Source organism: Streptomyces camelliae (assembly GCF_027625935.1).
GTDB lineage: Bacteria > Actinomycetota > Actinomycetes > Streptomycetales > Streptomycetaceae > Streptomyces > Streptomyces camelliae.
Window position 1 is genome coordinate 881,915 of record NZ_CP115300.1, and the last position, 22,653, is coordinate 904,567.

General features: G+C 71.7%; 20 protein-coding genes and 1 pseudogene. 14 read left to right on the top strand and 7 right to left on the bottom strand.

Translation table 11 applies throughout. From position 1 onward, the window contains the following. Window positions 1-131 precede the first annotated feature (131 nt). The 4 genes from O1G22_RS04245 (at window position 132) to O1G22_RS04260 (ending at window position 4,558) form a co-directional block, all read left to right on the top strand. The gene (locus O1G22_RS04245; RefSeq protein ID WP_270080044.1) at window positions 132-1,604 is read left to right on the top strand and encodes an APC family permease; all 1,473 of its coding nucleotides are present in this window, start codon (window positions 132-134) and stop codon (window positions 1,602-1,604) included. Between the two features lie 35 nt (window positions 1,605-1,639). Next, window positions 1,640-3,211 (top strand): amidohydrolase, encoded by a 1,572-nt coding sequence (locus O1G22_RS04250; RefSeq protein ID WP_270080045.1) that lies wholly within the window; start codon window positions 1,640-1,642, stop codon window positions 3,209-3,211. Window positions 3,212-3,336: 125 nt separating this feature from the next. Beyond that, on the top strand, window positions 3,337-4,065 hold the full coding sequence (locus O1G22_RS04255; protein WP_270080046.1) for a hypothetical protein: 729 nt from the start codon (window positions 3,337-3,339) through the stop codon (window positions 4,063-4,065). A gap of 103 nt (window positions 4,066-4,168) precedes the next feature. Beyond that, complete coding sequence (locus O1G22_RS04260) at window positions 4,169-4,558, top strand: VOC family protein (protein WP_270080047.1); 390 nt, start codon at window positions 4,169-4,171, stop codon at window positions 4,556-4,558. A 9-nt stretch (window positions 4,559-4,567) separates the two neighbouring features. Here O1G22_RS04260 and O1G22_RS04265 read toward each other — a convergent pair whose 3' ends face one another. Next, window positions 4,568-5,260 (bottom strand): NAD(P)-dependent oxidoreductase, encoded by a 693-nt coding sequence (locus tag O1G22_RS04265; RefSeq protein ID WP_270080048.1) that lies wholly within the window; start codon window positions 5,258-5,260, stop codon window positions 4,568-4,570. Window positions 5,261-5,431: 171 nt separating this feature from the next. Here O1G22_RS04265 and sigJ point away from each other — a divergent pair, with 171 nt between their 5' ends. After that, complete coding sequence (sigJ, locus tag O1G22_RS04270; RefSeq protein WP_270080049.1) at window positions 5,432-6,400, top strand: RNA polymerase sigma factor SigJ; 969 nt, start codon at window positions 5,432-5,434, stop codon at window positions 6,398-6,400. Window positions 6,401-6,474: 74 nt separating this feature from the next. Here sigJ and O1G22_RS04275 read toward each other — a convergent pair whose 3' ends face one another. Continuing rightward, window positions 6,475-7,674, bottom strand: coding sequence for a right-handed parallel beta-helix repeat-containing protein (locus tag O1G22_RS04275; RefSeq protein ID WP_270080050.1), 1,200 nt, complete (start codon window positions 7,672-7,674; stop codon window positions 6,475-6,477). A gap of 383 nt (window positions 7,675-8,057) precedes the next feature. On the opposite strand from O1G22_RS04275, the gene O1G22_RS04280 reads away from it, so the two are divergent. Then, entirely contained in the window at window positions 8,058-8,615 is a 558-nt protein-coding gene (locus O1G22_RS04280) for a GlcG/HbpS family heme-binding protein (protein ID WP_428986318.1), read from the top strand. 81 nt (window positions 8,616-8,696) lie between these two features. On the opposite strand, the gene katG is transcribed toward O1G22_RS04280, so the two are convergent. The 4 genes from katG to O1G22_RS04300 form a co-directional block, all read right to left on the bottom strand. Beyond that, window positions 8,697-10,907 carry a catalase/peroxidase HPI gene (gene katG / locus O1G22_RS04285; protein WP_270080051.1) on the bottom strand — a complete coding sequence of 737 codons (2,211 nt, stop codon included), beginning with the start codon at window positions 10,905-10,907 and terminating at the stop codon, window positions 8,697-8,699. 33 nt (window positions 10,908-10,940) lie between these two features. Beyond that, on the bottom strand, window positions 10,941-11,378 hold the full coding sequence (locus O1G22_RS04290; protein WP_225097728.1) for a Fur family transcriptional regulator: 438 nt from the start codon (window positions 11,376-11,378) through the stop codon (window positions 10,941-10,943). Between the two features lie 16 nt (window positions 11,379-11,394). Further along, a complete protein-coding gene (locus O1G22_RS04295) occupies window positions 11,395-11,565 on the bottom strand; it encodes a hypothetical protein (RefSeq protein ID WP_270080052.1) in 171 nt (56 codons plus the stop codon). Between the two features lie 312 nt (window positions 11,566-11,877). After that, on the bottom strand, window positions 11,878-12,087 hold the full coding sequence (locus O1G22_RS04300) for a hypothetical protein (protein ID WP_270080053.1): 210 nt from the start codon (window positions 12,085-12,087) through the stop codon (window positions 11,878-11,880). A gap of 489 nt (window positions 12,088-12,576) precedes the next feature. Here O1G22_RS04300 and O1G22_RS04305 point away from each other — a divergent pair. Continuing rightward, window positions 12,577-12,717 (top strand): annotated as a pseudogene (locus O1G22_RS04305) (hypothetical protein); the annotation flags it as partial. 154 nt (window positions 12,718-12,871) lie between these two features. Here O1G22_RS04305 and O1G22_RS04310 read toward each other — a convergent pair. After that, window positions 12,872-13,864 carry a LacI family DNA-binding transcriptional regulator gene (locus O1G22_RS04310; protein ID WP_270086321.1) on the bottom strand — a complete coding sequence of 331 codons (993 nt, stop codon included), beginning with the start codon at window positions 13,862-13,864 and terminating at the stop codon, window positions 12,872-12,874. Window positions 13,865-14,103: 239 nt separating this feature from the next. Between O1G22_RS04310 and iolC the strand changes: the two genes are divergently transcribed. From iolC to O1G22_RS04345, 7 genes are read left to right on the top strand one after another with little or no spacing between them, the layout of a single operon-like run. Next, window positions 14,104-15,099, top strand: coding sequence for a 5-dehydro-2-deoxygluconokinase (gene iolC / locus O1G22_RS04315; RefSeq protein WP_270080054.1), 996 nt, complete (start codon window positions 14,104-14,106; stop codon window positions 15,097-15,099). A 7-nt stretch (window positions 15,100-15,106) separates the two neighbouring features. Beyond that, window positions 15,107-15,976 carry a Cgl0159 family (beta/alpha)8-fold protein gene (locus tag O1G22_RS04320; RefSeq protein ID WP_428986476.1) on the top strand — a complete coding sequence of 290 codons (870 nt, stop codon included), beginning with the start codon at window positions 15,107-15,109 and terminating at the stop codon, window positions 15,974-15,976. Continuing rightward, window positions 15,973-16,848 (top strand): 5-deoxy-glucuronate isomerase, encoded by an 876-nt coding sequence (gene iolB / locus O1G22_RS04325; RefSeq protein WP_270080056.1) that lies wholly within the window; start codon window positions 15,973-15,975, stop codon window positions 16,846-16,848. Before O1G22_RS04320 ends, iolB begins: the two co-directional genes overlap by 4 nt. Then, window positions 16,845-18,722 (top strand): 3D-(3,5/4)-trihydroxycyclohexane-1,2-dione acylhydrolase (decyclizing), encoded by a 1,878-nt coding sequence (gene iolD / locus O1G22_RS04330; RefSeq protein ID WP_270080057.1) that lies wholly within the window; start codon window positions 16,845-16,847, stop codon window positions 18,720-18,722. Before iolB ends, iolD begins: the two co-directional genes overlap by 4 nt. A 13-nt stretch (window positions 18,723-18,735) precedes the next feature. Next, window positions 18,736-20,226, top strand: coding sequence for a CoA-acylating methylmalonate-semialdehyde dehydrogenase (locus O1G22_RS04335; protein ID WP_270080058.1), 1,491 nt, complete (start codon window positions 18,736-18,738; stop codon window positions 20,224-20,226). Between the two features lie 43 nt (window positions 20,227-20,269). Then, a complete protein-coding gene (locus O1G22_RS04340) occupies window positions 20,270-21,217 on the top strand; it encodes a TIM barrel protein (RefSeq protein WP_270080059.1) in 948 nt (315 codons plus the stop codon). A 9-nt stretch (window positions 21,218-21,226) separates the two neighbouring features. Then, window positions 21,227-22,648, top strand: coding sequence for a sugar porter family MFS transporter (locus O1G22_RS04345; RefSeq protein ID WP_270080060.1), 1,422 nt, complete (start codon window positions 21,227-21,229; stop codon window positions 22,646-22,648). The last annotated feature ends 5 nt before the right edge of the window (window positions 22,649-22,653 follow it).

Below are 22,653 nucleotides of genomic sequence, written 5' to 3' on the forward strand. Positions count from 1 at the left end.
CGCCATCCCTCCTGGGCGCCCGGAGACGCCGGTCTGCCCCGCCCACCCCGGCCCGGCCCGCCGACGCCCGCGAACCCGGCTGCCCCACCACCGGGACCCTCTCCCCTCCCCCGCCAGAAGGGCTCCCCCGTATGTCCGTGTCCACCTCCGAACTCCCGGGAGACCTCCCGGGGGAGCGAGCCCCGTCCGGCGCGCCCGGCCTCCGCTCCGGGTCCCTCGGCACCGCCGACATCGCCTTCTTCGTCGTCTCCGCCGCCGCGCCCCTGACCGTCATGGCCGGGGTCGCCCCGCTCGCGATCCTGCTGGGCGGCATCGGCGCGCCCGTCGGCTATCTGCTCGCCGGGCTGACCCTCGCCGTCTTCGCCGTCGGCTTCACCACCATGAGCCGCCATGTGACCAGCGGCGGCGCCTTCTACGCCTACATCACCCGAGGCCTGGGCCGGCCCGTCGGCATCGGCGCCGCCCTGCTGGCCCTCGTCGGCTACAACGGCATGGAGATCGGCGTCTACGGCCTGCTCGCCACCACCGCCCGCGACACCCTGCACACCCTCGCCGGCACCGACGTGCCCTGGCTGCCGATCTCGCTCGCCGGACTGGTGCTCATCGGCTACGGCGGCTACCGCTCGATCGACTTCGGGGCGAAAGTGCTCGGTGTGCTGCTCGTCGCCGAGACCGGCATACTCGTGCTGCTCGCCGGCGGGGTGCTGATGAAGGGCGGCGCGCACGGACTGTCCCTGGCGTCGCTGGCACCCTCGCATGTACTGGTGCCCGGGATGGCGGCCGTCCTCGCCTTCGCGTTCGCGGCGTTCACCGGCTTCGAGTCGACCGTGATCTACCGCCGCGAGGCCCGCGACCCCGAGCGCACGGTCCCGCGCGCCACCTACCTCGCCGTCGGATTCCTCGGCCTTTTCTACGCGTTCGTCGTCTGGATCGCCGTCCAGGCCTTCGGCGACGACCAGGTCGTACGGGCCGCCGGGAAGGATCCGGCCGGGCTGTTCTTCACCGCGATCACCACCTATGCGGGCGGCTGGGCCGCCGACCTGATGCACCTGTTCATCGTCACCAGTGTCATCGCCTCCCTCCTCGCCTTCCACAACGCCATCAACCGCTACGCCCTCGCCCTGGCCGAGGAGGGCGTCCTGCCGCGCGGGCTCGGCCGGATCCACCCCCGGCATCGCTCGCCGTACCTCGCGGGCCTCGCCCAGACCGTTCTCGGCGCGGTGGTCGTCCTCGCGTTCTGGGCGGCGCACGCCGACCCCTACCAGCAGCTGCTGCTGTGGGTGAACACCCCGGGAATGATCGGCCTGTTGCTGCTCCAGCTGCTCGCCGCGATCGCGGTGCCCTGCTATTTCCGGCGGGTGCGCCACACGGAGGGCCGGGCGCGCACGGTCGTGGCCCCGGTGGTCGCCGCCGTGCTGCTGACGACCGCGATCGTGCTGGTGGTGACCCACATCGACCTGTTCACCGGCGCGTCCCCGGCGGTGAACACTCTCCTCGTCGTCGTGGCGCCCGCCGTCTTCGTCCTGGGTATGCCGCTGGCGTGGTGGCTGCGCCGGTCCCGCCCGGAGGTCTACGCCCGGTTCGCCACCGAACCCACCGACTGACCCGAACCCCCTCACCTCGTACAGGAGTTGCCGTCATGCCCGCTGCCGACCTCGTCCTCACCGGCGCTCAGGTCCGCACCCTGGACCCCGCCCGCCCCGCCGCCTCCGCGGTCGCCGTGCACGACGGGGTGATCACCGCGGTCGGCGAGGCGGCCGACGTCCGGGGCTGGCGCGGGCCCGGCACCGAGGTCGTGGACCTGCACGGCGGGCACCTCGTGCCCGGCCTGGTCGACGCGCACAGCCACCCGGTGTGGGGGCTGGACATGGCCACGGGCACGGATCTGTCGGGTGTGACGGACCTGGCCGGACTGCGCGCGGCACTCGCGGGGGCCGAGCGGATCGAGGGCTGGGTCCTCGGACACGGCCTGGACCACAACGCGTTCGCGGGCCGGCCGGTCCATCACGACCTGATCGCCGACGTCCTCGACGGCGCCCCGGCCTTCCTGCGCCTCTACGACGGCCACTCCGCCCTCGCGAGCCCTGCCGCGCTGGCCGCCGCCGGGGTGAGCGGACCGCGCGCCTTCGCCCAGCGTGCGGAGGTGGTGTGCGACGCGACGGGCCGGCCCACCGGTCATCTGGTCGAGCACGCCGCGATGGACCTGGTGGCGGACATCGCGCCCCGGCCGTCGTACGCCCGACGGCGGGCCAGGCTCGTGGAGTTGCTGTCCGCCATGGCCGCGACGGGGCTGACGGGCGCCCAGGTGATGGACGGCGGCGACCTCGACCTGGTGGCGGCGGTCGCCGAGGAGACGGTGCTGCCGGTGCGGCTGCGGTTCGCGCCCTGGTGCATGCCGGGTGCCGACGACGAGGCACTGCGGGAGCTGGCGCGGCTCCAGGGCAGGGGCGGGCGGCACTGGCTGGTCGGCGGCGTCAAGTTCTTCATGGACGGCACCGTGGAGGGCGGCACGGCGTGGCTGGAGCACCCCGACTGCCACGGTCAGGGCACCGCCGCGTTCTGGCCGGACCCGCGCGCCTACGCCGAGGCCGTCCACGCCCTGCACGCGGCCGGTGTCCGCACGGCCACGCACGCCATCGGGGACGCGGCGGTACGCCATGTGCTGGACACCGTCGCCTCCCTCGGGCCGAGCGGGTACGGCGCCCACCGGATCGAGCATATCGAGACCGCGCCCGACGAACTCCTTCCCCGTTTCGCGGAGTTGGGGGTCGCCGCCTCGCTCCAGCCGCCGCACACCGGGTACACGCGCGACGACGGCACCGACGAGTGGTCCCGCCGGCTGGGCGGCGACCGGGCAGCGCGTGCCTGGCGGCTGCGGGATCTGCGGGAGGCGGGCGCGACGGTCGCCCTCGGCTCGGACTGGCCCATCGCGCACTACGACGTCCGGGCCGTACTGGCCACGGCCCGCCGGCCCAGGGGCGCCGCGGCCCACCGGCCGGGACTGACGCCGTTGCAGGCGCTGGAGGGCTGCACCAGCCACGCGGCGGCAGCGGCCGGGGAGTCCGGCACCGCCGGCCGCATCACCCCCGGCCACCGCGCCGACCTGACCGCGCTGACCGTGGACCCGGTGCACGCCCCGGCCGACGAACTGGCCGACGCCCCGGTCGCGTTGACGGTGACCGGCGGACACGTGGTGCACCGGGGGGTGTGACCGGGGAGCGGCGAGCCCGGTGCACGGGTCGGGCCGCCCGGGAGGCCCACGCAGGAACCGCTCCCGCCCTCTTCGCACGGTCGTGAAGTGGGCAAAGGCAGCGGCCCACCCGGCACACTGGGCGGATGAACGTCTTCCGAACGGTGCGCCGGATGCCCGCTCCGGAGTGGTACGGACGCCTGCGCGTGCGCACCGGCGACCTCTCCCCCGCCGACTGGCTGACACCGGGCACGCCGGGACACGGGGTCTTCGGCACGGTGGCCGGCGTCGCCGCCGGGGGCTTCGCGGCGTACGCCCGGATCCTGCATCCGGCCTCTCTGGACGACCGGCCCGTGCGCTGGTCGGCGGTGGCCGCCGCGCACGGCACCCGGGTCACGCCGGACTCGCGCTGGTACGAGGTCGTCCGCATGGACAGCGGCTACTACGGCGTTGCCGAGTACGGCTTGCCCGGCGTCTGGGACGAGCATCCGCCCGAGGGCCCGACCCCGCCCGGCCTCGCCCGGGCCCTCGTACCCGTGCTGACCCGGCACACCACGACCCCGGAGCGGTGCTGGTTCGGGCTGTGGGACGGGTACGGCCGCTGGGACTTCGGCCATGTGCCCTTCTTCGAGACCCCCGGCCGGGAGGAGGTGCTGCTCAGCGGCGCCCTGGCCGACGCCGTCTCGCCGGTCTCCCCGGACGAGTTCGCCGAGCTGCCCGATCTGTGGTGGCCCGCGGACCGCGCCTGGATCCTGGGCGGGGACGTGGACCTGACCAGCACCTACGTCGGAGGGTCCGCCGAGCTGATCGCCGACCTGCTCGCCGCCCCGGACCTGGAGGCGCATCCCGTGGCCGAACACGACATGGTCGGCTGAGCCGTCAGAGGTCCGCCCGGCTAAGATCGACAGTGGCATCGCGTGCCGGTCACCGTCCGGGTGAGGCATGGAGGTGCCAGGAGATGCCCTCAGGAGGCATTCCTTGTCCGTCGAGTTGAACCACACCATCGTCCATGCCCGGGACAACCGGGAGTCCGCCGAGTTCTTCGCCGAACTGCTCGGCCTGGAGATCGCCGGGGAGTGGGGCCCGTTCGTCGCGGTCGCCCTGAGCAACGGAGTCACCCTGGACTTCGCCACCGCCCCCGCGGAACACATCACCCCGCAGCACTACGCCTTCCTGGTCTCCGAGGAGGAGTTCGAGGCCGCGTACGCGAAGATCAAGGAACGCGGGATCGAGCACTGGGCCGACCCCCACCAGAAGCGGCCCGGCACCATCAATCACAACGACGGCGGCAGCGGCGTGTACTTCCTGGACCCCGCGGGTCACGCCATGGAGCTGATCACCGTCCCCTACGGTGGCTGGCCCGCCTGACCGGCGGGTTCACGTGCCGAACGCCTCCCGCCTGATCAGGTCGATCAGGCGCGGGGTGCCCTCGGTGGTGCGTACGTCGAGAAACGTGCGCGCATGACCTTCGGTGGCGGCCTCGCGCACCAGTGCGTGCGCGAGGTCGGCCCGGGAGGTGAACCGTCCGGGCAGCCGGCCCGGCGCCACCCGGTAGTCGCTCACCTCGCCGGTGTCGAAGAGACCGGCCGGCCGGAGCACCGTCCAGTCGTGGCCGCTCGCGCGGACGATCTCCTCCATGCGGCGCATGTCGTCGTAGACCGTGCGCCCGACGACCCGCACGAAGAAGGGCTCCAGCACCTTCCGGAAGAAGACGCCCTCACCGGGCGCCGGCACGTCGAACAGGACGGTGGACGACACGCACACCAGCCGCCGGACACCGTGCAGGGTCATGGCCCGGGTGATGTGGGTGAGGCCCGTCGAGTACACCGTGACCGGATCCCGGCCGTAGGGGACGCCGAGGGTGGAGATCACCGCGTCGTGACCGGCGACGACGCGCTCCACCGCCGCCCCGTCCAGGACGTCGGCCTCCTCGACCCGCAGCCGGGGCCGGCCGGGCGGGAAGGCGTCGGGGTGCCTGGTCACGGCGGTGACGGTGTGACCGGCGGCGGTCGCCTGCTCGGTGACCTGCCGCCCGGTCGGCCCGTTCGCGCCGAAGACGACGAGTTTCATGGGCTTCTCCTTCGCTGCGCGGTGCTGCTGCCATGGACCGAGAGGGCCCGGACAGCGGCGGGTGTGACAGCACCGGCGCAGGATGAGACGTACGGCACACAGCCGCCCCCCGATGTCACACTCCGGGGGCCTCGGCCCCTCAGGGTGGCGAGACGTCGTGAGGGAGATGCCATGGCCGACCACCGGACGCCTGCGGGGACCGACACCGCCACGCAGGCGTTCCTGGACCACCGTGAGCTGCTGTTCGCGGTGGCGTACAACATGCTGGGCAGCGTCGCCGACGCCGAGGACGTGCTGCAGGAGACCTGGCTGGCCTGGGCGGGCCGGGCGGGCGCCGGGGAGGCGGGGCAGGCGCCGGAGATCGGCCGTCCGCGGGCCTATCTGGTACGGATCACCGTGCGGCAGGCGCTGGCACGGCGGGCGCGGATCGCCCGGCGACGCGAGACGTACGTCGGCCCGTGGCTGCCCGAACCCCTGCTCACGGACGGCCCCGACGGACCGGCGGCCGGCGAGGACGCCTCCGCACAGGCGGTGCGCACCGAGTCCGTGTCCCTGGCGCTGCTCGTCGTCCTGGAGACCCTGACCCCGCTGGAGCGGGCGGTGTTCGTCCTGCACGAGGTGTTCGGTTACGCGCACACCGAGACCGCGGCCATCCTCGGCCGCAGCCCCGCCGCCGTACGCCAGCTCGCCCACCGTGCCCGGACCCGGGTACGCGCCCGGCGCCCCCGCTACCAGGCCCATCCCCGGGTCCGGCGGCAGGCGACGCAGCGGTTCGTGGCCGCGGCGCTCGGCGGGGATCTCGCGGCGCTGCTGGAGATCCTGGCGCCGGAGGCGACGCTGTGGATGGACGGCGGCGGCAAGGGGCAGGCGGCGCCCCGGCCGGTCCGTGGCCGGGACAAGGTGGCCCGGACGCTGACCGGCTATGCCGCGCGCTCGGCGGAGGGGCTGCGGTTCGAGCACCGGGACATCAACGGGGACGCGGCCGTGGTGGTGTTCGCGGACGGCTCCCCGCACGCGGTGATGGTCATGGACCTCGACCCGGACACCGAGCGGGTCCGCGAGGTCTACCTCGTCACGAACCCGGACAAGCTCTCGGCCGTGGACCCCGCCGCGCCGGGCGGGACACCGCCGGAGGTGTAGCGGCGCGCACGAGCGGGACGCCGGCGAACGCGGCGTCCCGCGAGGGGTGTGTCATGCGTCGGGCCGGGGCTCCGTCACGGATTCACGACGCTGCCGCCGAAGGTCACCACGAGGTGGCCGTCCGAGGCGAAGGACCAGCCGAGGGCCCCGGAGTACGAGGAGCAGCGGGAGCCGTTCGTGCCGGTCCAGAACTGGTCGGAGCTGTCGGAGCTGCCGGAGATCTTGTCGTTCTGGCCGCTGACGGCGAAGCGGCACGAGGTGTCGTTCCGGAACACCGAAGTGCCCGTGTCGAAGGCGAAGTTGCGCTCGGTGTTGTCGATGCTGACGTTGTTGGAGATCGTCATCGTGCCGGGGTTGCTGTTGTAGGTGAACCCGTGGTGGCCGTTCTTGTAGGCGATGTCGTGCCGCACGATGTGGTTGACCGCGATGTCGTCACCGCCCAGCTTGTAGCCGTTGCGGTCGCCGTTCTTGTTCTGGGTGCCGTCGGTGAGCGTGCCGTTGCCGTACGACAGGGAGTACTCGATGGTCACCGGGCCGATGGCGCCGGTGTCGGTCTTGGTGTAGAGGTCCCAGCCGTCGTCGATGTTGTTGTGGGAGACGTCGTACCGGAAGACGTTCCCGGTGCCCGTGGTGAGCTTCGAGGCGAAACCGTCGGCGTTCTCGCCGGTGGGGTCCAGGTTGTCGTGCGACTCGGAGCTCACGATCAGGTTGTTGGACGGCCACTGGCTGCTCGGCGTGCTGGAGGAGATGCGGCCGAGCTGGAGTCCCGTGTCCCGGTTGTACGCGGTGACCACGCGCTCTACGACGTTGTTGCTGCCGCCGACGTAGATCCCGTTGTCCCCGGCGTGCTCCACGGTGAGGCCGTACAGGTGCCAGTAGTTCGCGTTGAGCTGGATTCCGCGGTTGGACGAACTGGTGCTCTGGCCCGAGAAGTTGAGCACCGGGGACTCGCCCGGGTAGGCGGACAGGGTGGTGCGGGCACTGGACGTGCCATTGCTGCCGGCCGGGATGGTGACCGTGGAGGAGTAGGTGTACGTCCCGCCGCGCAGGTAGATCGTGCCGCCGGATGCGATGCGGCTGATGGCCGAGGTGAGCGTGGTCGGCGCGGACTGGGTACCGGCCGCGCTGTCGGTGCCGCTCGGCGACACGTACAGCACGGTGGCCGCCGCTGCGGCCTGGGGGTGGGCGGTCGCCGCCTGTGCCGTGGTGCCGGAGAACACGGCGAGGGTGCCGGCGAGCAGAGCCGCGCACGCGATGGCTGACCTTGGTTGCATCGGCTTGTCTCCTGAAGTCTGGCTCGGCTGTGCGGGATTCGAGCGGTCCAAGGGGGTGAACTCCACTGCCGGGCGTGGCATCGTGAAGCCAGGAGGGAAAGCGCTTTCCGCTCCCGCTTTCCCGACGATAGGGAGTTGCCGTGTACGCGTCAATGGTCACGTACATGATCTACATTCAGAAGACGGATCAGGCACCGGCAGGCCATGCGGCCACTCACCGGAGACGACGGAACCAACACCCGCAAGCCACGCGGTCACGCACCGGAGACGACGGAACCGACAGCGGCGGGGACCCTCGTCACTCGCCGGGGGCCAGCGTGTGGGACAGGATGCGGGCCGTCTCCGCGACCAGTGCGTCGTCCGGCGGGGCGTCCTGGGTGTTCTTGGTCGACAGCACGGTCAGCAGGAGCGGGGTACCGCGGGGCGTCCAGGCCGCGCTCGCCGTGATCGGCGCGGGTGTCGTCGGTACGGTCGCCGCCGGCGCGGCCGACTCCCCCGGTGCCGCGCCCGCCCCCGTGGCCGCCCGGAGCGCAGACCTCACCCAGAGCACGCATCTGACCCTGGCCGCCGCCGAGCAGGCCGCGCGTGCCGCGCTGGACGTCGCCGCGAAGGACGGCCGGCAGGTCTCCGTGGCCGTCGTCGACCGGGACGGCAACACGCTGGTCACCCTGCGCGGGGACGGGGCGGGGCCGCAGTCGTACGAGTCGGCCGAGCGCAAGGCGTTCACCGCCGTGTCCTGGAACGCGCCCACCTCGGAGCCGGCCGAGCGGCTGGAGCAGGCGCCGGCCCTGAAGGACATCCCGGGCACGCTGTTCCTCGCGGGCGGCATCCCGGTGACCGCCAAGGGCGCCCCGGTCGCGGGCATCGGTGTCGCGGGTGCCCCGTCCGGCGATCTGGACGAGCGGTACGCGCAGGCGGGCGCGGCGGTCCTCGGCCGCTGACGCCTCCGAAAAACGCGGACGTCCGGTCCCGCCCTGCCGGGCGGGACCGGACGTCCCTGTCAGTGGTTCAGACGAGGCGGATCAGCGGAGGTCCCACCGGTCCGCGTTCATGACCTTGACCCACGCGGCGGCGAAGTCCTTGACGAACTTCTCCTTCGCGTCGTCGCTCGCGTAGACCTCGGCGACGGCACGCAGCTCGGAGTTCGAGCCGAAGACCAGGTCGGCACGGGTGCCGGTCCACTTCACGGCGCCGGAGGCGTCGCGGCCCTCGAACTCGTCCTGCGCGGCGGAGGTCGACTTCCACTCGGTGTCCAGGTCGAGCAGGTTGACGAAGAAGTCGTTCGTCAGCGTGCCCGGCCTGTCGGTGAAGACACCGTGCTTGGAGCCGTTGTGGTTGGCACCGAGGACGCGCAGACCACCGACGAGAACCGTCAGCTCGGGCGCGCTCAGGTTGAGCAGGTTCGCCTTGTCGAGCAGCAGGTACTCGGCCGGCAGGCGGTTGCCCTTGCCGACGTAGTTGCGGAAGCCGTCGGCGGCCGGCTCCAGCGCGGCGAACGACTCGACGTCCGTCTGCTCCTGCGAGGCGTCGACACGGCCCGCCGTGAACGGCACCTCGACCGCGAAGCCGCCGTCCTTCGCCGCCTTCTCGACGGCCGCGGAGCCCGCGAGCACGATCAGGTCGGCCAGCGAGACCTGCTTGCCGCCCTTGGCGTTGAAGGACTCCTGGACGCCCTCCAGGGTGCGCAGCACCTGGGCGAGCTCGTCCGGGTTGTTGACCTCCCAGTTCCGCTGCGGCTCCAGGCGGATACGGCCGCCGTTGGCACCGCCGCGCTTGTCGCTGTTGCGGTAGGAGGAGGCCGCGGCCCAGGCGGTGGAGACGAGCTGCGAGACCGTGAGGCCCGAGCCGAGGATCTCCTCCTTGAGGGAGGCGATGTCCGCGGCGTCGATCAGCTCGCCGGTGCGCTGCGGCAGCGGGTCCTGCCACAGCAGTTCCTCGGAGGGGACCTCCGCGCCGAGGTAGCGGACGACCGGGCCCATGTCGCGGTGCGTCAGCTTGAACCAGGCGCGGGCGAAGGCGTCCGCGAACTCCTCCGGGTTCTCGTAGAAGCGGCGCGAGATCGGCCCGTAGATCGGGTCGAAGCGCAGCGACAGGTCGGTGGTGAGCATCGTCGGGCGGTGCTTCTTCTCCGGGTCGAACGCGTCCGGGACGGTCTCCGGGGCGTCCTTGGCGATCCACTGGTGGGCGCCGGCCGGGCTCTTGGTGAGCTCGTACTCGTACTCGAAGAGGTTCTTGAAGAACCCGTTGCCCCACTGGGTCGGGGTCTCGGTCCAGATGACCTCCAGGCCGGAGGTGATGGCGTCCTTGCCGACACCGGTGCCGTAGGTGCTCTTCCAGCCGAGGCCCATCTGCTCCAGCGGGGCGGCCTCGGGGTCGGCACCGACGTTGTCCGCCGGGCCGGCGCCGTGGGTCTTGCCGAAGGTGTGGCCACCGGCGATGAGGGCGACGGTCTCCTCGTCGTTCATCGCCATACGCCGGAAGGTCTCACGGATGTCGCGGGCCGCGGCGATCGGGTCCGGGTTGCCGTTGGGGCCCTCGGGGTTGACGTAGATGAGGCCCATCTGGACCGCGGCGAGCGGGTTCTCCAGCTCGCGGTCACCGGTGTAGCGGGCGTCACCGAGCCACTCGGTCTCGGGGCCCCAGTAGACGTCCTCGTCGGGCTCCCACTCGTCGACGCGGCCGCCGCCGAAGCCGAAGGTCTTGAAGCCCATCGTCTCCAGCGCCACGTTGCCGGTGAGGACCAGCAGGTCGGCCCAGGAGATGGACTGGCCGTACTTCTTCTTCACCGGCCACAGCAGCCGGCGGGCCTTGTCCAGGCTCGCGTTGTCCGGCCAGCTGTTGAGCGGGGCGAAGCGCTGCTGGCCGCCGCCGGCGCCGCCACGGCCGTCGCTGATGCGGTACGTACCGGCGGCGTGCCAGGCCATACGGATCATGAGCGGGCCGTAGTTGCCGAAGTCGGCGGGCCACCAGTCCTGCGAGGTGGTGAGCACCTCGGCGATGTCACGCTTCACCGCGGCGAGGTCCAGGGCGTTGAAGGCGTCGCGGTAGTCGAAGTCCTCGCCGAGCGGGTTGGCCACGGCCGGGTTCTTGGCAAGGATCTTCAGGTTGAGCCGCTCCGGCCACCACTGGCGGTTGCCACCGCCCTGGGTCGGGTGCGCGGCGCGGCCATGGGCGACGGGGCAGCCGCCTTCCGTCTTCGCGTCTGCGACGATCGCGTCGTTGTTCTCAGTCATGGCAATCCTTCCGAACTGTGCGGAACTCGGTGCTCAGGAACTGCGGCCGGGGGAACAGTCGGGGCACATGCCCCAGTAGACGACCTCGGCCTCGTCGATGGAGAAGCCACGGTCGTCGGAGGCGGTCAGACAGGGTGCGTCGCCGACGGCGCAGTCGACGTCGACGACGGCACCGCACGACCGGCACACGATGTGGTGATGGTTGTCGCCCACACGCCCCTCGAACCGGGCCGGGTGTCCGGCCGGCTCGATACGGCGGACCAGGCCCGCCGCGGTGAGAGCGTGAAGGGCCTCGTAGACGGCTTGCAGGGAAATGTGGCCTACGCGGGCGCGGACCCCGGAGGCGATCGCCTCGACGCCGAGGTGGTCGCCGTCCCGGACGGTCTCCAGCAGCGCGACGCGGGCTGCTGTCACGCGCAGGCCGGCACCGCGGAGCTCCTCGGCGGTGGTCGGGGTCGGGGAGGCGGTCATGAGGCCGAACCTACCCTCAAAAACACGAGAGGTTCAAGAAAACGAGGGGTGCAATTTTGGCCGCGTCCCGCAGCCCGCCGTCCACCTGGCCGCCATCCGCCGCGCCCGCCCCGGCTCCAGCCCGGTCGTTTGCCTTCACCTTTGCCTTCGCGCTGATCTTCACGCCCACACGCGCGTTGATCTTCACGACAGCCCTCGCACGACCCACCCACCGCGGCGGGCACGGCGGCACGGGCGGCCCGACGACCCCGGCCGAAGCATGCCCGCATCATCCGGCCCCGGCTCACCCAGGGCCGCACGGCAAGCCGGAAGATCGCCCGAAGGGGTGAGCCGGGGCAAGGCGCGACCGCGAGCGCTGCCCGGCCGTGCGCCGTGCGCAGCCGCTGACCTCGCGCCCGAGGCACCACGCCCCGTCGCGTTGCACGCAAGGGCCGGTGCCCGTGCACCGCCGGTGGGCCGGACCGCTCACTCACCTTCACGCCGGCCGACGCCGGGCGGGTCAGGCTCCGCCCCGGCGACCTGCCCCGGCGTACTCGTACCGGCGGGCCAGAGCATGGCAGGCCTCCTTCGGCTCCCGGAGCCGACCGGAGGCGGGGTCCTCCGGGTGGTCCTGGAGGGGCTTGGTGACGGCGTGGCTCGCCATGGCGAGATCGTGCCGCGGCTCGCCCGGGCGGTGCGGGGTGCCGGGGGTCACGAGCTCGAAGGACATCGCCGCGTACAGCCCCAACTCACCGAAGAATCCGAGGAGTTGCGATGTCGGCCGGAGGAGGTGGAGCCGCTGCTCGCGCGCGGCGAGGAGCCTGCGGCGGGCGCACCACGAGCTGGATGGGACGCAACCGCACCGGCTCACCCGCCGGCGCGACGCACGCCTACGGCGACCGCGCGGTCCGCGTCCTGCTGGACGCGTACGAGCGCGTCCTCACCCGCGATCCCGGCCTGCCCGCCGGCACCCTGGTGATGGGCACAGCGGCCCGGCCGGCCCCGAGCGGCACGCCCGTGCCATGGCCCTGGTCATCCCCGGTCTCCATGCAGCAGCCGTTGCTGCATGGAGACCGCCGAGGTGCGGAAGGGCTTCCGGGCCCGGAGCGCGTGGCGCGTCTCTTCCCCGCCCGCGGCCGACTCGACCTGGGCGCGGAGGCCAGTGCCGGATCCGGCTTCCCCTGTCGGCCGGTTCGGCGCCATGCGCTCGGTGTGGGGGATGACCACCCGGCAGACGGTCATCGGTGTCAAGGGCCCCGAGCACACCATCACCTACGACGAGGCGCTCGCCCCGCACACCACCCGCGCCGCCCGCCTGCTCGGCGAGGAGCACCTGCGCGGCGCCCTCACCGCGGGCCGTGACGCCGACCTCACCGTCTGGGACCGGGACCCGGCCCACTGCTCCGGTGACACCTTGCACGGCCTCGCCCCCGCACACCTTCGCCGGCAGCCGCATGATCGCACGCACCGACGCGCCGTAAGCGCCACGCACCACAAGCAACTTCCCCGCAGACTCAGGCAGGTGGCGGCCCGCTGGTTCCCCGCACCACCAGCTGCGGGTCCAACTCCGCCTCCCTGGGCTCCAGTTCGGGGTTCTCCAGGCGCTGTACGGCGAAGCGGACCGCATGTTCGGCCATCAGGGCGGCGTCCTGGCGTACGGTCGTCAGGCCGATCGGCATCAGATGCGAGAGGTGATTGTCGTCGTAGCCGACGACGGAGAGGTCCCGGGGCACCTCGACACCGGCCCGGGTCAGGGCCATCAACAACCCCATGGCGCTGCGGTCGTTGCCGGCGAGCACGGCCGTGGGCAGCGGCGCGCCGGCGTCCCGTTCGTCGAGCAGGAGCCGGCCCGCCTCGATGCCGGAGCGCTCGGTGTGGTCGCCGGGGATCACACGCCCCTCGGCCTGGAGACCGGCCCGGCGCATCGCCGCCCGGTAGGCCCGGCGCCGCTCGGCCGAGCCGGGTCCGCGTCCGCCGTCGATGTGGACGATCCGGCGGTGCCCGAGCTCCAGCAGGTGCTCCATGGCCTGCCGTACGCCCTTGCCCTCGGCGGTGTGCACGGAGTCGACGCGCGACCGGGGCACCCGGCGGCCGACGGAGACGACGGCGGCGCGCTGGGCCAGCTCGTCCAGGTAGGCGGGGTCGGACCCGGGGCCCAGCAGGATCAGTGCCTCGCTGCGATGGCTCAGCAGGGCCTCGACCGCCTTGGCCTCGCTGCGGCCCTGGGCGACGGCCGACAGCAGCACGTCGTAGCCGAGGCGTTCGGCCTCGGGATAGATGCCCTCGATCAGGTCCGACTGGAAGATCTGGTGCGCGGTGAACAGCACGCCGATGGTACGGCTGCGCCCGCGCGCGAGGAGCCGGGCGGCACTGTCGGGCCGGTAGCCGAGCTCGTCGGCGACCCGCAGCACGCGCTCCCGGGTCTCCTCACTGGCCCCGGGCTGGTTGCGGAACACGATCGACACCAGCGCGCGGGAGACCCCCGCCTTCTCGGCGACGTCCGCCATCGTCGGCCGCTGCTTGCCGTTTACATCCACCTGCCCACCCACCCTCTGACGCGCCCACCCTAGCCGGGCTCCGGGAAATCTCCCGGCAACAAGCTATTGACATGACATTTGGACAGGGGTCATCGTACTCGCACTAGAGCGCGCTAGTAGAGCGCGACAGGCTCTCTGACCGGGCCTCTCTGGACCGTTCTGTTGCCACCCCCGGACTCAAGCAGCCGGAGCGAAGGGAAACCAGCGTGATGCCGTTCGAAGTGCTGACCATCGGCCGTGTGGGAGTGGATGTGTATCCGCTCCAGACCGGCGTCGGGCTGGCGGAGGTCACGTCGTTCGGCAAGTACCTCGGCGGCTCCCCCACGAACGTCGCGGTGGCCGCCGCCCGCTACGGACACTCCGCGGCCGTGATCACCAAAACGGGCCGGGACCCGTTCGGCGACTTCGTCCGCACCGCCCTGGACGGCTACGGCGTGGACGGCCGCTACGTCGGTGTCTCGGACATCGCGCCGACCCCGGTGACGTTCTGCGAGATCTTCCCGCCGGACGACTTCCCGCTGTACTTCTACCGCCTGCCCAAGGCCCCCGACCTGGACATCCGACCGGCGGAACTGGACCTGGACGCGGTGCGCGAGGCGGCCGTGTTCTGGGTGACCGGGACCGGGCTGAGCGAGGAACCGAGCCGCTCGGCCACCCTGGCCGCGCTGGCGCACCGGGCCAAGGCCGGGATCACGGTCTTCGACCTGGACTGGCGGCCGATGTTCTGGCCCTCGGAGGTCAGCGGCTACCGCCTGGGACCGGCCGAGGCGCGCACGTACTACGCCGAGGCGCTGCGGAACACCACGGTCGCGGTCGGCAATCTCGACGAGTGCGAGGTCGCCACCGGCGTGCGCGAGCCGTACGCCGCCGCCGAGGCGCTGCTCGCGGCCGGGGTGGAACTGGCCGTGGTCAAGCAGGGCCCGAAGGGCGTGCTCGCCATGGACCGCAGCGGTGCGGCCGTGGAGGTACCGCCGATTCCGGTGGACGTCGTCAACGGGCTCGGCGCGGGTGACGCCTTCGGCGGGGCCCTGTGCCATGGGCTGCTGTCCGGCTGGGACACCGAACGCGCGATCGCCTTCGCCAACGCGGCCGGCGCCATCGTCGCGGGCCGGCCGGCCTGCTCCGAGGCGATGCCGACCGAGGCCGAGGTCGAGGACAAGCTCCGCGAGGCCGCCCTCGCCACCACCATCGAACGAAAGGCGTGACGACGTGCTGTCCGACAAGGTGAGCCGGATCGTGCAGGCCCGCGTCAAGGACCCCGGCGCGATCGCGGCGGCCGCCGCCCGCCGGGTGAAGGCGACCTCGCCGCTCGGCGAGCACGGCAAGACGATGATCATCGCCGCCGACCACCCCGCCCGAGGCGCCAACGCCGTCGGCGGCGATCCGACGGCCATGGCCGACCGCGCCGAACTCCTCGACCGGCTGTGCATCGCCCTGGAACGCCCGGGTGTCACCGGCGTCCTGGGCACCGCCGACATTCTCGAAGACCTGCTCCTGCTCGGCGTCCTGGACGGCAAGAGCGTCTTCGGTTCCATGAACCGGGGCGGTCTGGCGGGCTCGGTCTTCGAGATCGACGACCGGTTCACCGGCTACGACGCCGAGACCATCGCCGCGATGGGCTTCGACGGTGGCAAGACCCTCACCCGTATCGCGCTGGGCGACCCGGCGACCCCGTCGGTGCTGGAGAACACCGCCCACGCGGTCAACGAACTGAATGACCGCCGGCTCATCGCGATGGTCGAGCCGTTCGTCTCGGAATGGCAGGACGGCAGGATCCGCAACGACCTCTCCACCGAGGCCGTCATCAAGTCCGTCACGATCGCCTCGGGGCTCGGCCGCCGTACCGCCTACACCTGGCTGAAGCTCCCGGTCGTCCCCGGCATGGAGCGCGTCCTGGCCGCCTCCACGCTGCCGGCGGTGCTGCTGGGCGGCGAGGTCACCGACCCCGAGGCCGCCTTCGCCTCCTGGGGCAAGGCGCTGAAGCTGCCCACCGCGCAGGGCCTGGTCGTGGGCCGCTCCCTGCTCTACCCCGCCGGCGGCGACGTCGCCGGCGCCGTCGACAAGGCGGTGAGCCTGCTGTGACCACCGACAGCGCGTACGTCATCCCGGGCGGGACGTCGGGCGAGGACCCGTACGACCTCGTCGTCACGCCCGAGTCGGCGGGCTGGGGATACTCCGGCCTCAGGATCCTGACCCTGGAGCCGGGCGCGGTGCACACCCTGTCCAGCGGGGACTCCGAGTTCCTCGTGCTGCCCCTGACGGGCGGCTGCACCGTCGCCGTCGAGGGGCAGGTCTTCGAACTCACCGGCCGGGCCGGCGTGTTCAGCTCGGCCACCGACTTCGCATACGTTCCGCGCGCGTCGCAGGCCATGATCAGCAGCGCCTCCGGCGGGAGGTTCGCACTGCCCTCCGCCCGTACCGAGCGAGGTGGCCTCCCCGCTCGGTACGGGCGCAAGGAAGACGTGCCGGTGGAGCTGCGGGGCGCGGATGCCTGCTCGCGGCAGGTGAACAACTACTGCCTGCCCGGGACCTTCGACGCCGAGCAGCTGCTGGTGTGCGAGGTCCTCACGCCGGGTGGCAACTGGTCGTCGTACCCGCCGCACAAGCACGACGAGGCGCGTCCGGGCCAGGAGTCGGAGCTGGAGGAGATCTACTACTTCGAGGTCTCCGGCGGCGAGAACGGCTTCGGCTACCAGCGCGTCTACGGCACCCCCGAGCGGCCGATCGACGTCCTGGCCGAGGTCCGCTCCGGCGACACGGTGCTGATCCCGCACGGCTGGCACGGCCCGTCCATCGCCGCGCCCGGCTACGACCTGTACTACCTCAACGTCATGGCAGGCCCCGGTCAGGACCGTGCCTGGCTGATCTGCGACGACCCCGCCCACGGCTGGGTCCGCTCCACCTGGGACACCCAGGACGTGGACGACCGGCTGCCCTTCGGAGCGAACCGATGAACACCGTACGACTCACCACCGCCCAGGCCCTCGTCCGCTTCCTCGCCAGCCAGTACAGCGAACGCGACGGTCAGGAACAGCGCCTGATCCCCGGCGTGTGGGGCATCTTCGGCCATGGCAACGTCGCCGGCCTCGGCCAGGCCCTCCTCCAGGCCGCGACCACGGGCGAGGCCGACCTGCCGTACTACCTCGCCCGCAACGAACAGGGCATGGTCCACGCCTCCGTCGCCTACGCCAAGATGCGCGACCGGCTCGCCACCTTCGCCTGCACCGCCTCCACCGGCCCCGGTTCCACCAACATGATCACCGGTGCGGCCCTGGCCATCACCAACCGCATCCCGGTCCTGCTGCTCCCCAGCGACATGTTCGCCACGCGCGTGGCCGAGCCCGTCCTCCAGCAGCTGGAGGGCTCCCGGGGCGGCGATGTCACGGTCAACGACGCCTTCCGCGCCGTGTCCAAGTACTTCGACCGCATCTCCCGCCCCGAACAGCTGATCCCGGCCGCACTGGCGGCCATGCGGGTGCTCACCGACCCGGTCGAGACCGGCGCCGTCACGCTCGCGCTGCCGCAGGACGTGCAGGCCGAGGCGTACGACTGGCCGGCCGACTTCTTCCGGCGCCGGGTCTGGCACATCGGCCGCCCGGTGCCGGAACCCAGCGCCGTCGAGCGCGCCGCCCGCCTGCTGCGAGCCGCGAAGAAACCGCTGATCGTGGCCGGCGGCGGCACCGTCTACTCCGGCGCCGAGACCGAACTGCGCGCCTTCGCCGAGGCCACCGGCATCCCGGTCGCCGACACCCACGCCGGCAAGGGCGCGGTCCCCTGGGACCACCCCTGCGCCGTCGGCGGCATCGGCTCCACCGGCGCCCACGCCGCCAACGAACTCGCCAAGGACGCCGATGTGGTGCTCGGCATCGGTACCCGGTACTCCGACTTCACCACCGCCAGCCACACCGTCTTCGGCAACCCCGATGTCACCTTCGTCAACCTCAACGTCGCCCGCCTCGACGCCGTCAAGCACTCCGCCGAACCGCTCATCGCCGACGCCCGCCTCGGCATCCAGGCCCTCGCCGGAGCCCTGGCCGACTGGGAGGTGGAGCAGGAGTACCGCGACCGGACGCGGCAACTCATCGCTCGCACACGGGAGATCGAGGAGCAGTGCTTCACCGTCGGGCACGGTCCGCGGCCGGCCCAGACGGAGATCCTCGGTGCGCTGAACGACGTCCTGGACGACCGGGCCGTGGTCATCAACGCGGCCGGCTCGATGCCCGGCGACCTCCAGCAGCTGTGGCGGGCCCGGGACCCGAAGGCCTATCACGTCGAGTACGCCTACTCCTGCATGGGCTACGAGGTCGCCGCCGGCGTCGGCGCCAAGATGGCCGACCCGACGCGTGAGGTCGTCGTCCTGGTCGGTGACGGCTCGTATCTGATGATGGCTCAGGAGATCGTCACCATGGTCTCCGAGGGCCTGAAGGTCATCGTGGTCCTCGTGCAGAACCACGGCTTCGCCTCCATCGGCGCTCTGTCGGAGTCCCTCGGCTCGCAGCGGTTCGGCACCAAGTACCGCTTCCGCAACGGCCGTTCGGGCCTCCTCGACGGCGACGTCCTGCCCGTCGACCTCGCCGCGAACGCCTCCTCCCTGGGCGCGGACGTGCTCCACGCCACCACCGTCGCGGAGTTCCGCTCGGCGATGGAGAAGGCCAAGGCCGCCGACCGCACCACCGTCGTCCATGTCGAGACCGACCTCTACGGCCCCAACCCGCCCGCACACGGCTGGTGGGACGTACCCGTCAGCCAGGCCTCCACCCTCGACTCCACCCGGGAGGCGTACGAGACGTACGCCGACCGCAAGCTCGCCCAGCGGCACTACCTCTAAGGACACCTCTCCCGTGCACACCATCCCTCACTGGATCAACGGCAAGGCCGTGGCCGGCACCGACACCCAGGCCGTGTTCAACCCGGCCACCGGCGCCGAACAGGCCCAGGTCGTCCTCGGCGGCACCAACGAGATCGACACCGCCGTCACCGCCGCCGCCAAGGCCTTCGAGACCTGGTCGGAGTCGTCTCTGACCCAGCGCACCCAGATCCTGTTCACCTTCCGCCAGCTCCTCGTCGAGCACGAGGAAGAGCTGGGCCGGATCATCTCCGCCGAGCACGGCAAGACCGTCGACGACGCCCGCGGCGAGATCGTGCGCGGCCGGGAGGTCGTGGAGTTCGCCTGCGGCCTCGGCGACGTCCTCAAGGGCAGCTTCTCCGACCAGGTCTCCCGCGGCATCGACGTCCACAACTTCCGCCAGCCCCTCGGCGTCGTCGCCGGCATCACCCCCTTCAACTTCCCCGCCATGGTCCCCCTGTGGATGCACCCCATCGCCATCGCCACCGGCAACACCTTCATCCTCAAGCCCAGTGAGCGCGACCCCTCCGCCGCGAACTTCGTCGCCGACCTCTACCAGAAGGCCGGCCTGCCCGACGGCGTCTTCAACGTCGTCCACGGCGGCAAGCCCACGGTCGACGCCATCCTCACCCACCCCGGCATCCAGGCCGTCTCCTTCGTCGGCTCCACCCCGATCGCGAAGTACGTCCACGAGCAGGCCACCGCGCACGGCAAGCGCGTCCAGGCCCTCGGCGGCGCCAAGAACCACGCCGTCGTCCTCCCCGACGCCGACCTCGAATTCGCCGCCAACCACATCACCGCCGGCGCCTATGGCTCCGCCGGCGAACGCTGCATGGCCCTCTCCGTCGCCATCGCCGTCGGCACGGCCGCCGACGGACTGGTGACGGTGCTGGAACGCAAGGCCCGCGAGGTCAAGGTCGGCCCCGGCGACCAGCCCGGCACCGAAATGGGCCCCCTGGTCACCAAGGCCGCCCAGGAACGCGTCGACAACGCGGTCGGCGTGGCCGCCCAGCAGGGCGCCACGGTCGTCGTCGACGGACGCGGACTGAAGATCGACGGCCACGAGAACGGCTTCTTCACCGGCCCCTCCCTCCTCGACCACGTCACCACCCAGATGCAGGCCTACCAGGAGGAACTGTTCGGCCCGGTCCTCGCCATCGTCCGCGTCGACACCCTCGACCAGGCCATCGACGTCATCAACGCCAACCCCTACGGCAACGGCACCGCCCTGTTCACCGCCTCCGGCGAAGCCGCACGCCGATTCCAGCGAAACGTCAAGGTCGGCATGATCGGCATCAACGTCCCCGTCCCCGTCCCGATGTCGTACTACTCCTTCGGCGGCTGGAAGGACTCCCTCATCGGCGACTCCCCCATCCACGGCCCCGAAGGCATCCGCTTCTACACCCGCCCCAAGGTCGTCACCACCCGCTGGCCCCAGACCGAACAGCACACCACCGCGGGCTTCAACTTCCCCACCTCCAGCTGAGTCTCCTCCCCCCTGCCCTCTCCTCCTCCCCTAAGGACACGCCATGGCAACGGCGCCATCCCCGCTCCGCACCGTCGCGGGCAACCTCTGCCTGGGCTCCGCTCCCGACTCCTGGGGCATCTGGTTCCCCGAGGACGAGCACCAGGTGTCGTACACCCGGTTCCTGGACGAGCTGGCCACGGCCGGCTACCAGTGGCTCGAACTCGGCCCGTACGGCTACCTCCCCACCGACCCGCAGCGCCTCAAGGAGGAGCTGGCGGCTCGGGGGCTGCAGGTCTCCGGCGGCACCGCGTTCGGCGCGCTGCACCGGCCGGAGGCATGGGGCGAGATGCTCGCACATGTCCGTGAGGTCGCGACGCTGACGGCGGCCGCGGGCGCCCACCACCTGGTCCTCATCCCGCCGATGTACCGGGACGAGAAGACCGGCGCGTTCACCGAGTCGCCCGAGCTGACCGCCGAGCAGTGGGCCGGGTTCGGCAAGGCCGCGGACCGGCTGGGCAAGCTGCTGCTGGACGAGTACGACGTGCGGCTCGTCATTCACCCGCACGCCGACAGCCACATCCAGACCCAGCCGGAGATCGAGCGGCTGCTGAACGAGTCCGACAGCCGGTACACGAACCTCTGCCTGGACACCGGGCACGTCGCCTACGGCGGCGGCGACAACGTCGATCTGATCCGCCGGTTCGGCGAGCGGGTCGGGTACGTCCACATCAAGCAGATGGACCCGGAGGTGCTCGCGCAGGTCGCGGCCGAGAACCTGGGATTCGGCGAGGCCGTGAAGCGGGGCGTGTGCGTGTCGCCGCCGGCGGGCGTGCCCAACCCGGCCGATGTCGTGGCGGAACTCGCCAAGCTGGACGCCGAGTTGTTCGTGATCGTCGAGCAGGACCTGTACCCGTGCGCTCCCGAGGTGCCGCTGCCCATCGCCGTCAGCACCCGTGAGCACCTGGCCGGCTGCGGCCTGACCGGAACTCGACGCCCGACCAGCAAGTAGGAGGCGGCCATGGACGTCAGGGACGACGCGATTCAGGCCCCCGCTCCCGTGGCCGACGCCCCGCCCGCCGTCGCCCGGCGGCTGCGGCTGATCACGGTCATCGCCACCTTCGGCGGGCTGCTGTTCGGCTATGACACCGGTGTCATCAACGGTGCCCTGCCCTATATGAGCAAGGATCTCGGACTGACCGCGGTCACCGAGGGCATGGTCACCAGCTCGCTGCTGCTGGGCGCGGCACTCGGCGCGGTCGCCGGCGGCCGGATGTCGGACGCGCGCGGCAGGCGCCGTACGATCCTCGCCCTCGCGGTGCTGTTCTTCGTCGGCGCGCTCGGCGCCACGCTCGCCCCGACCACCGCGGTCATGATCGTGGCCCGCTTCGTGCTGGGTCTCGCGGTCGGCGGTGCGTCGGTGACCGTGCCGGTGTACCTCGCGGAGATCTCCCCGGCCGAGCGGCGCGGAGCGCTGGTGACCCGTAATGAACTGATGATCGTCAGCGGGCAGTTGCTGGCGTTCACGTCCAATGCGATCATCGCGAACGTCGGGAGCGAGTCGGGTGGCATCTGGCGCTGGATGCTGGTCATCGCCACCGTCCCGGCGGTCGTGCTCTGGTTCGGCATGCTGGTGATGCCGGAGAGTCCGCGCTGGCTGGCGTCCAGGACCCGGTTCGGCGAAGCCCTGGAGGTCCTCAAGCAGGTGCGGTCCGCGCAGCGGGCCGAGGCCGAGCTCGCCGAGGTGTCCGCGCTCGCCGTGAAGGAGGAGCAGGAGAAGCTCGGCGGCTGGCGGGACATGAAGTCCACGCCGTGGGTGCGCAAGCTGATGTTCATCGGCTTCGGCATCGCGATCGTGCAGCAGATCACCGGTGTCAACACGATCATGTACTACGGCACCCAGATCCTGACCGACGCCGGCTTCGCCGCCGACAGCGCGCTCACCGCGAACATCGCCAACGGTGTGATCTCGGTGCTGGCGACCTTCGTCGGCATATGGCTGCTGGGCCGGGTCAACCGGCGTCCGATGCTGATGACCGGTCAGCTCGGTACGACCGCCGCGCTGTTGCTGATCGGCGTGTTCTCGCTGGTGCTGCCGTCCGGTGACGGCCGCGCGTACGCGGTCCTCGCCATGACCGTCACCTTCCTGGCCTTCCAGCAGGGTGCGATCTCGCCGGTGACCTGGCTGATGCTGTCGGAGATCTTCCCGATGCGGATGCGCGGTTTCGGCATGGGCGTCGCTGCCGTGGTGCTGTGGCTGACCAACTTCGTGATCGGACTGGTCTTCCCGTCGCTGGTCTCCGGTATCGGGATCTCCAACACCTTCTTCCTGTTCGTCGTGGCGGGTGTCTTCTCGCTCACCTTCGTCAAGCTCTACGTGCCCGAGACCAAGGGCCGCACGCTGGAAACCCTCGAAGCCGAACTCCGGGCGCGCTTCTCCTGAACCTC

Excerpts from the sequence above, each read along its gene's own strand:
- O1G22_RS04245 (WP_270080044.1), top strand. The coding sequence starts at position 132 with ATGTCCGTGTCCACCTCCGAACTCCCGGGAGACCTCCCGGGGGAGCGA.
- O1G22_RS04250 (WP_270080045.1), top strand. The coding sequence starts at position 1,640 with ATGCCCGCTGCCGACCTCGTCCTCACCGGCGCTCAGGTCCGCACCCTG.
- O1G22_RS04255 (WP_270080046.1), top strand. The coding sequence starts at position 3,337 with ATGAACGTCTTCCGAACGGTGCGCCGGATGCCCGCTCCGGAGTGGTAC.
- O1G22_RS04265 (WP_270080048.1), bottom strand. The coding sequence starts at position 5,260 with ATGAAACTCGTCGTCTTCGGCGCGAACGGGCCGACCGGGCGGCAGGTC.
- sigJ (WP_270080049.1), top strand. The coding sequence starts at position 5,432 with ATGGCCGACCACCGGACGCCTGCGGGGACCGACACCGCCACGCAGGCG.
- O1G22_RS04275 (WP_270080050.1), bottom strand. The coding sequence starts at position 7,674 with ATGCAACCAAGGTCAGCCATCGCGTGCGCGGCTCTGCTCGCCGGCACC.
- katG (WP_270080051.1), bottom strand. The coding sequence starts at position 10,907 with ATGACTGAGAACAACGACGCGATCGTCGCAGACGCGAAGACGGAAGGC.
- O1G22_RS04290 (WP_225097728.1), bottom strand. The coding sequence starts at position 11,378 with ATGACCGCCTCCCCGACCCCGACCACCGCCGAGGAGCTCCGCGGTGCC.
- O1G22_RS04300 (WP_270080053.1), bottom strand. The coding sequence starts at position 12,087 with ATGTCCTTCGAGCTCGTGACCCCCGGCACCCCGCACCGCCCGGGCGAG.
- O1G22_RS04310 (WP_270086321.1), bottom strand. The coding sequence starts at position 13,864 with ATGGCGGACGTCGCCGAGAAGGCGGGGGTCTCCCGCGCGCTGGTGTCG.
- iolC (WP_270080054.1), top strand. The coding sequence starts at position 14,104 with ATGCCGTTCGAAGTGCTGACCATCGGCCGTGTGGGAGTGGATGTGTAT.
- iolD (WP_270080057.1), top strand. The coding sequence starts at position 16,845 with ATGAACACCGTACGACTCACCACCGCCCAGGCCCTCGTCCGCTTCCTC.
- O1G22_RS04340 (WP_270080059.1), top strand. The coding sequence starts at position 20,270 with ATGGCAACGGCGCCATCCCCGCTCCGCACCGTCGCGGGCAACCTCTGC.
- O1G22_RS04345 (WP_270080060.1), top strand. The coding sequence starts at position 21,227 with ATGGACGTCAGGGACGACGCGATTCAGGCCCCCGCTCCCGTGGCCGAC.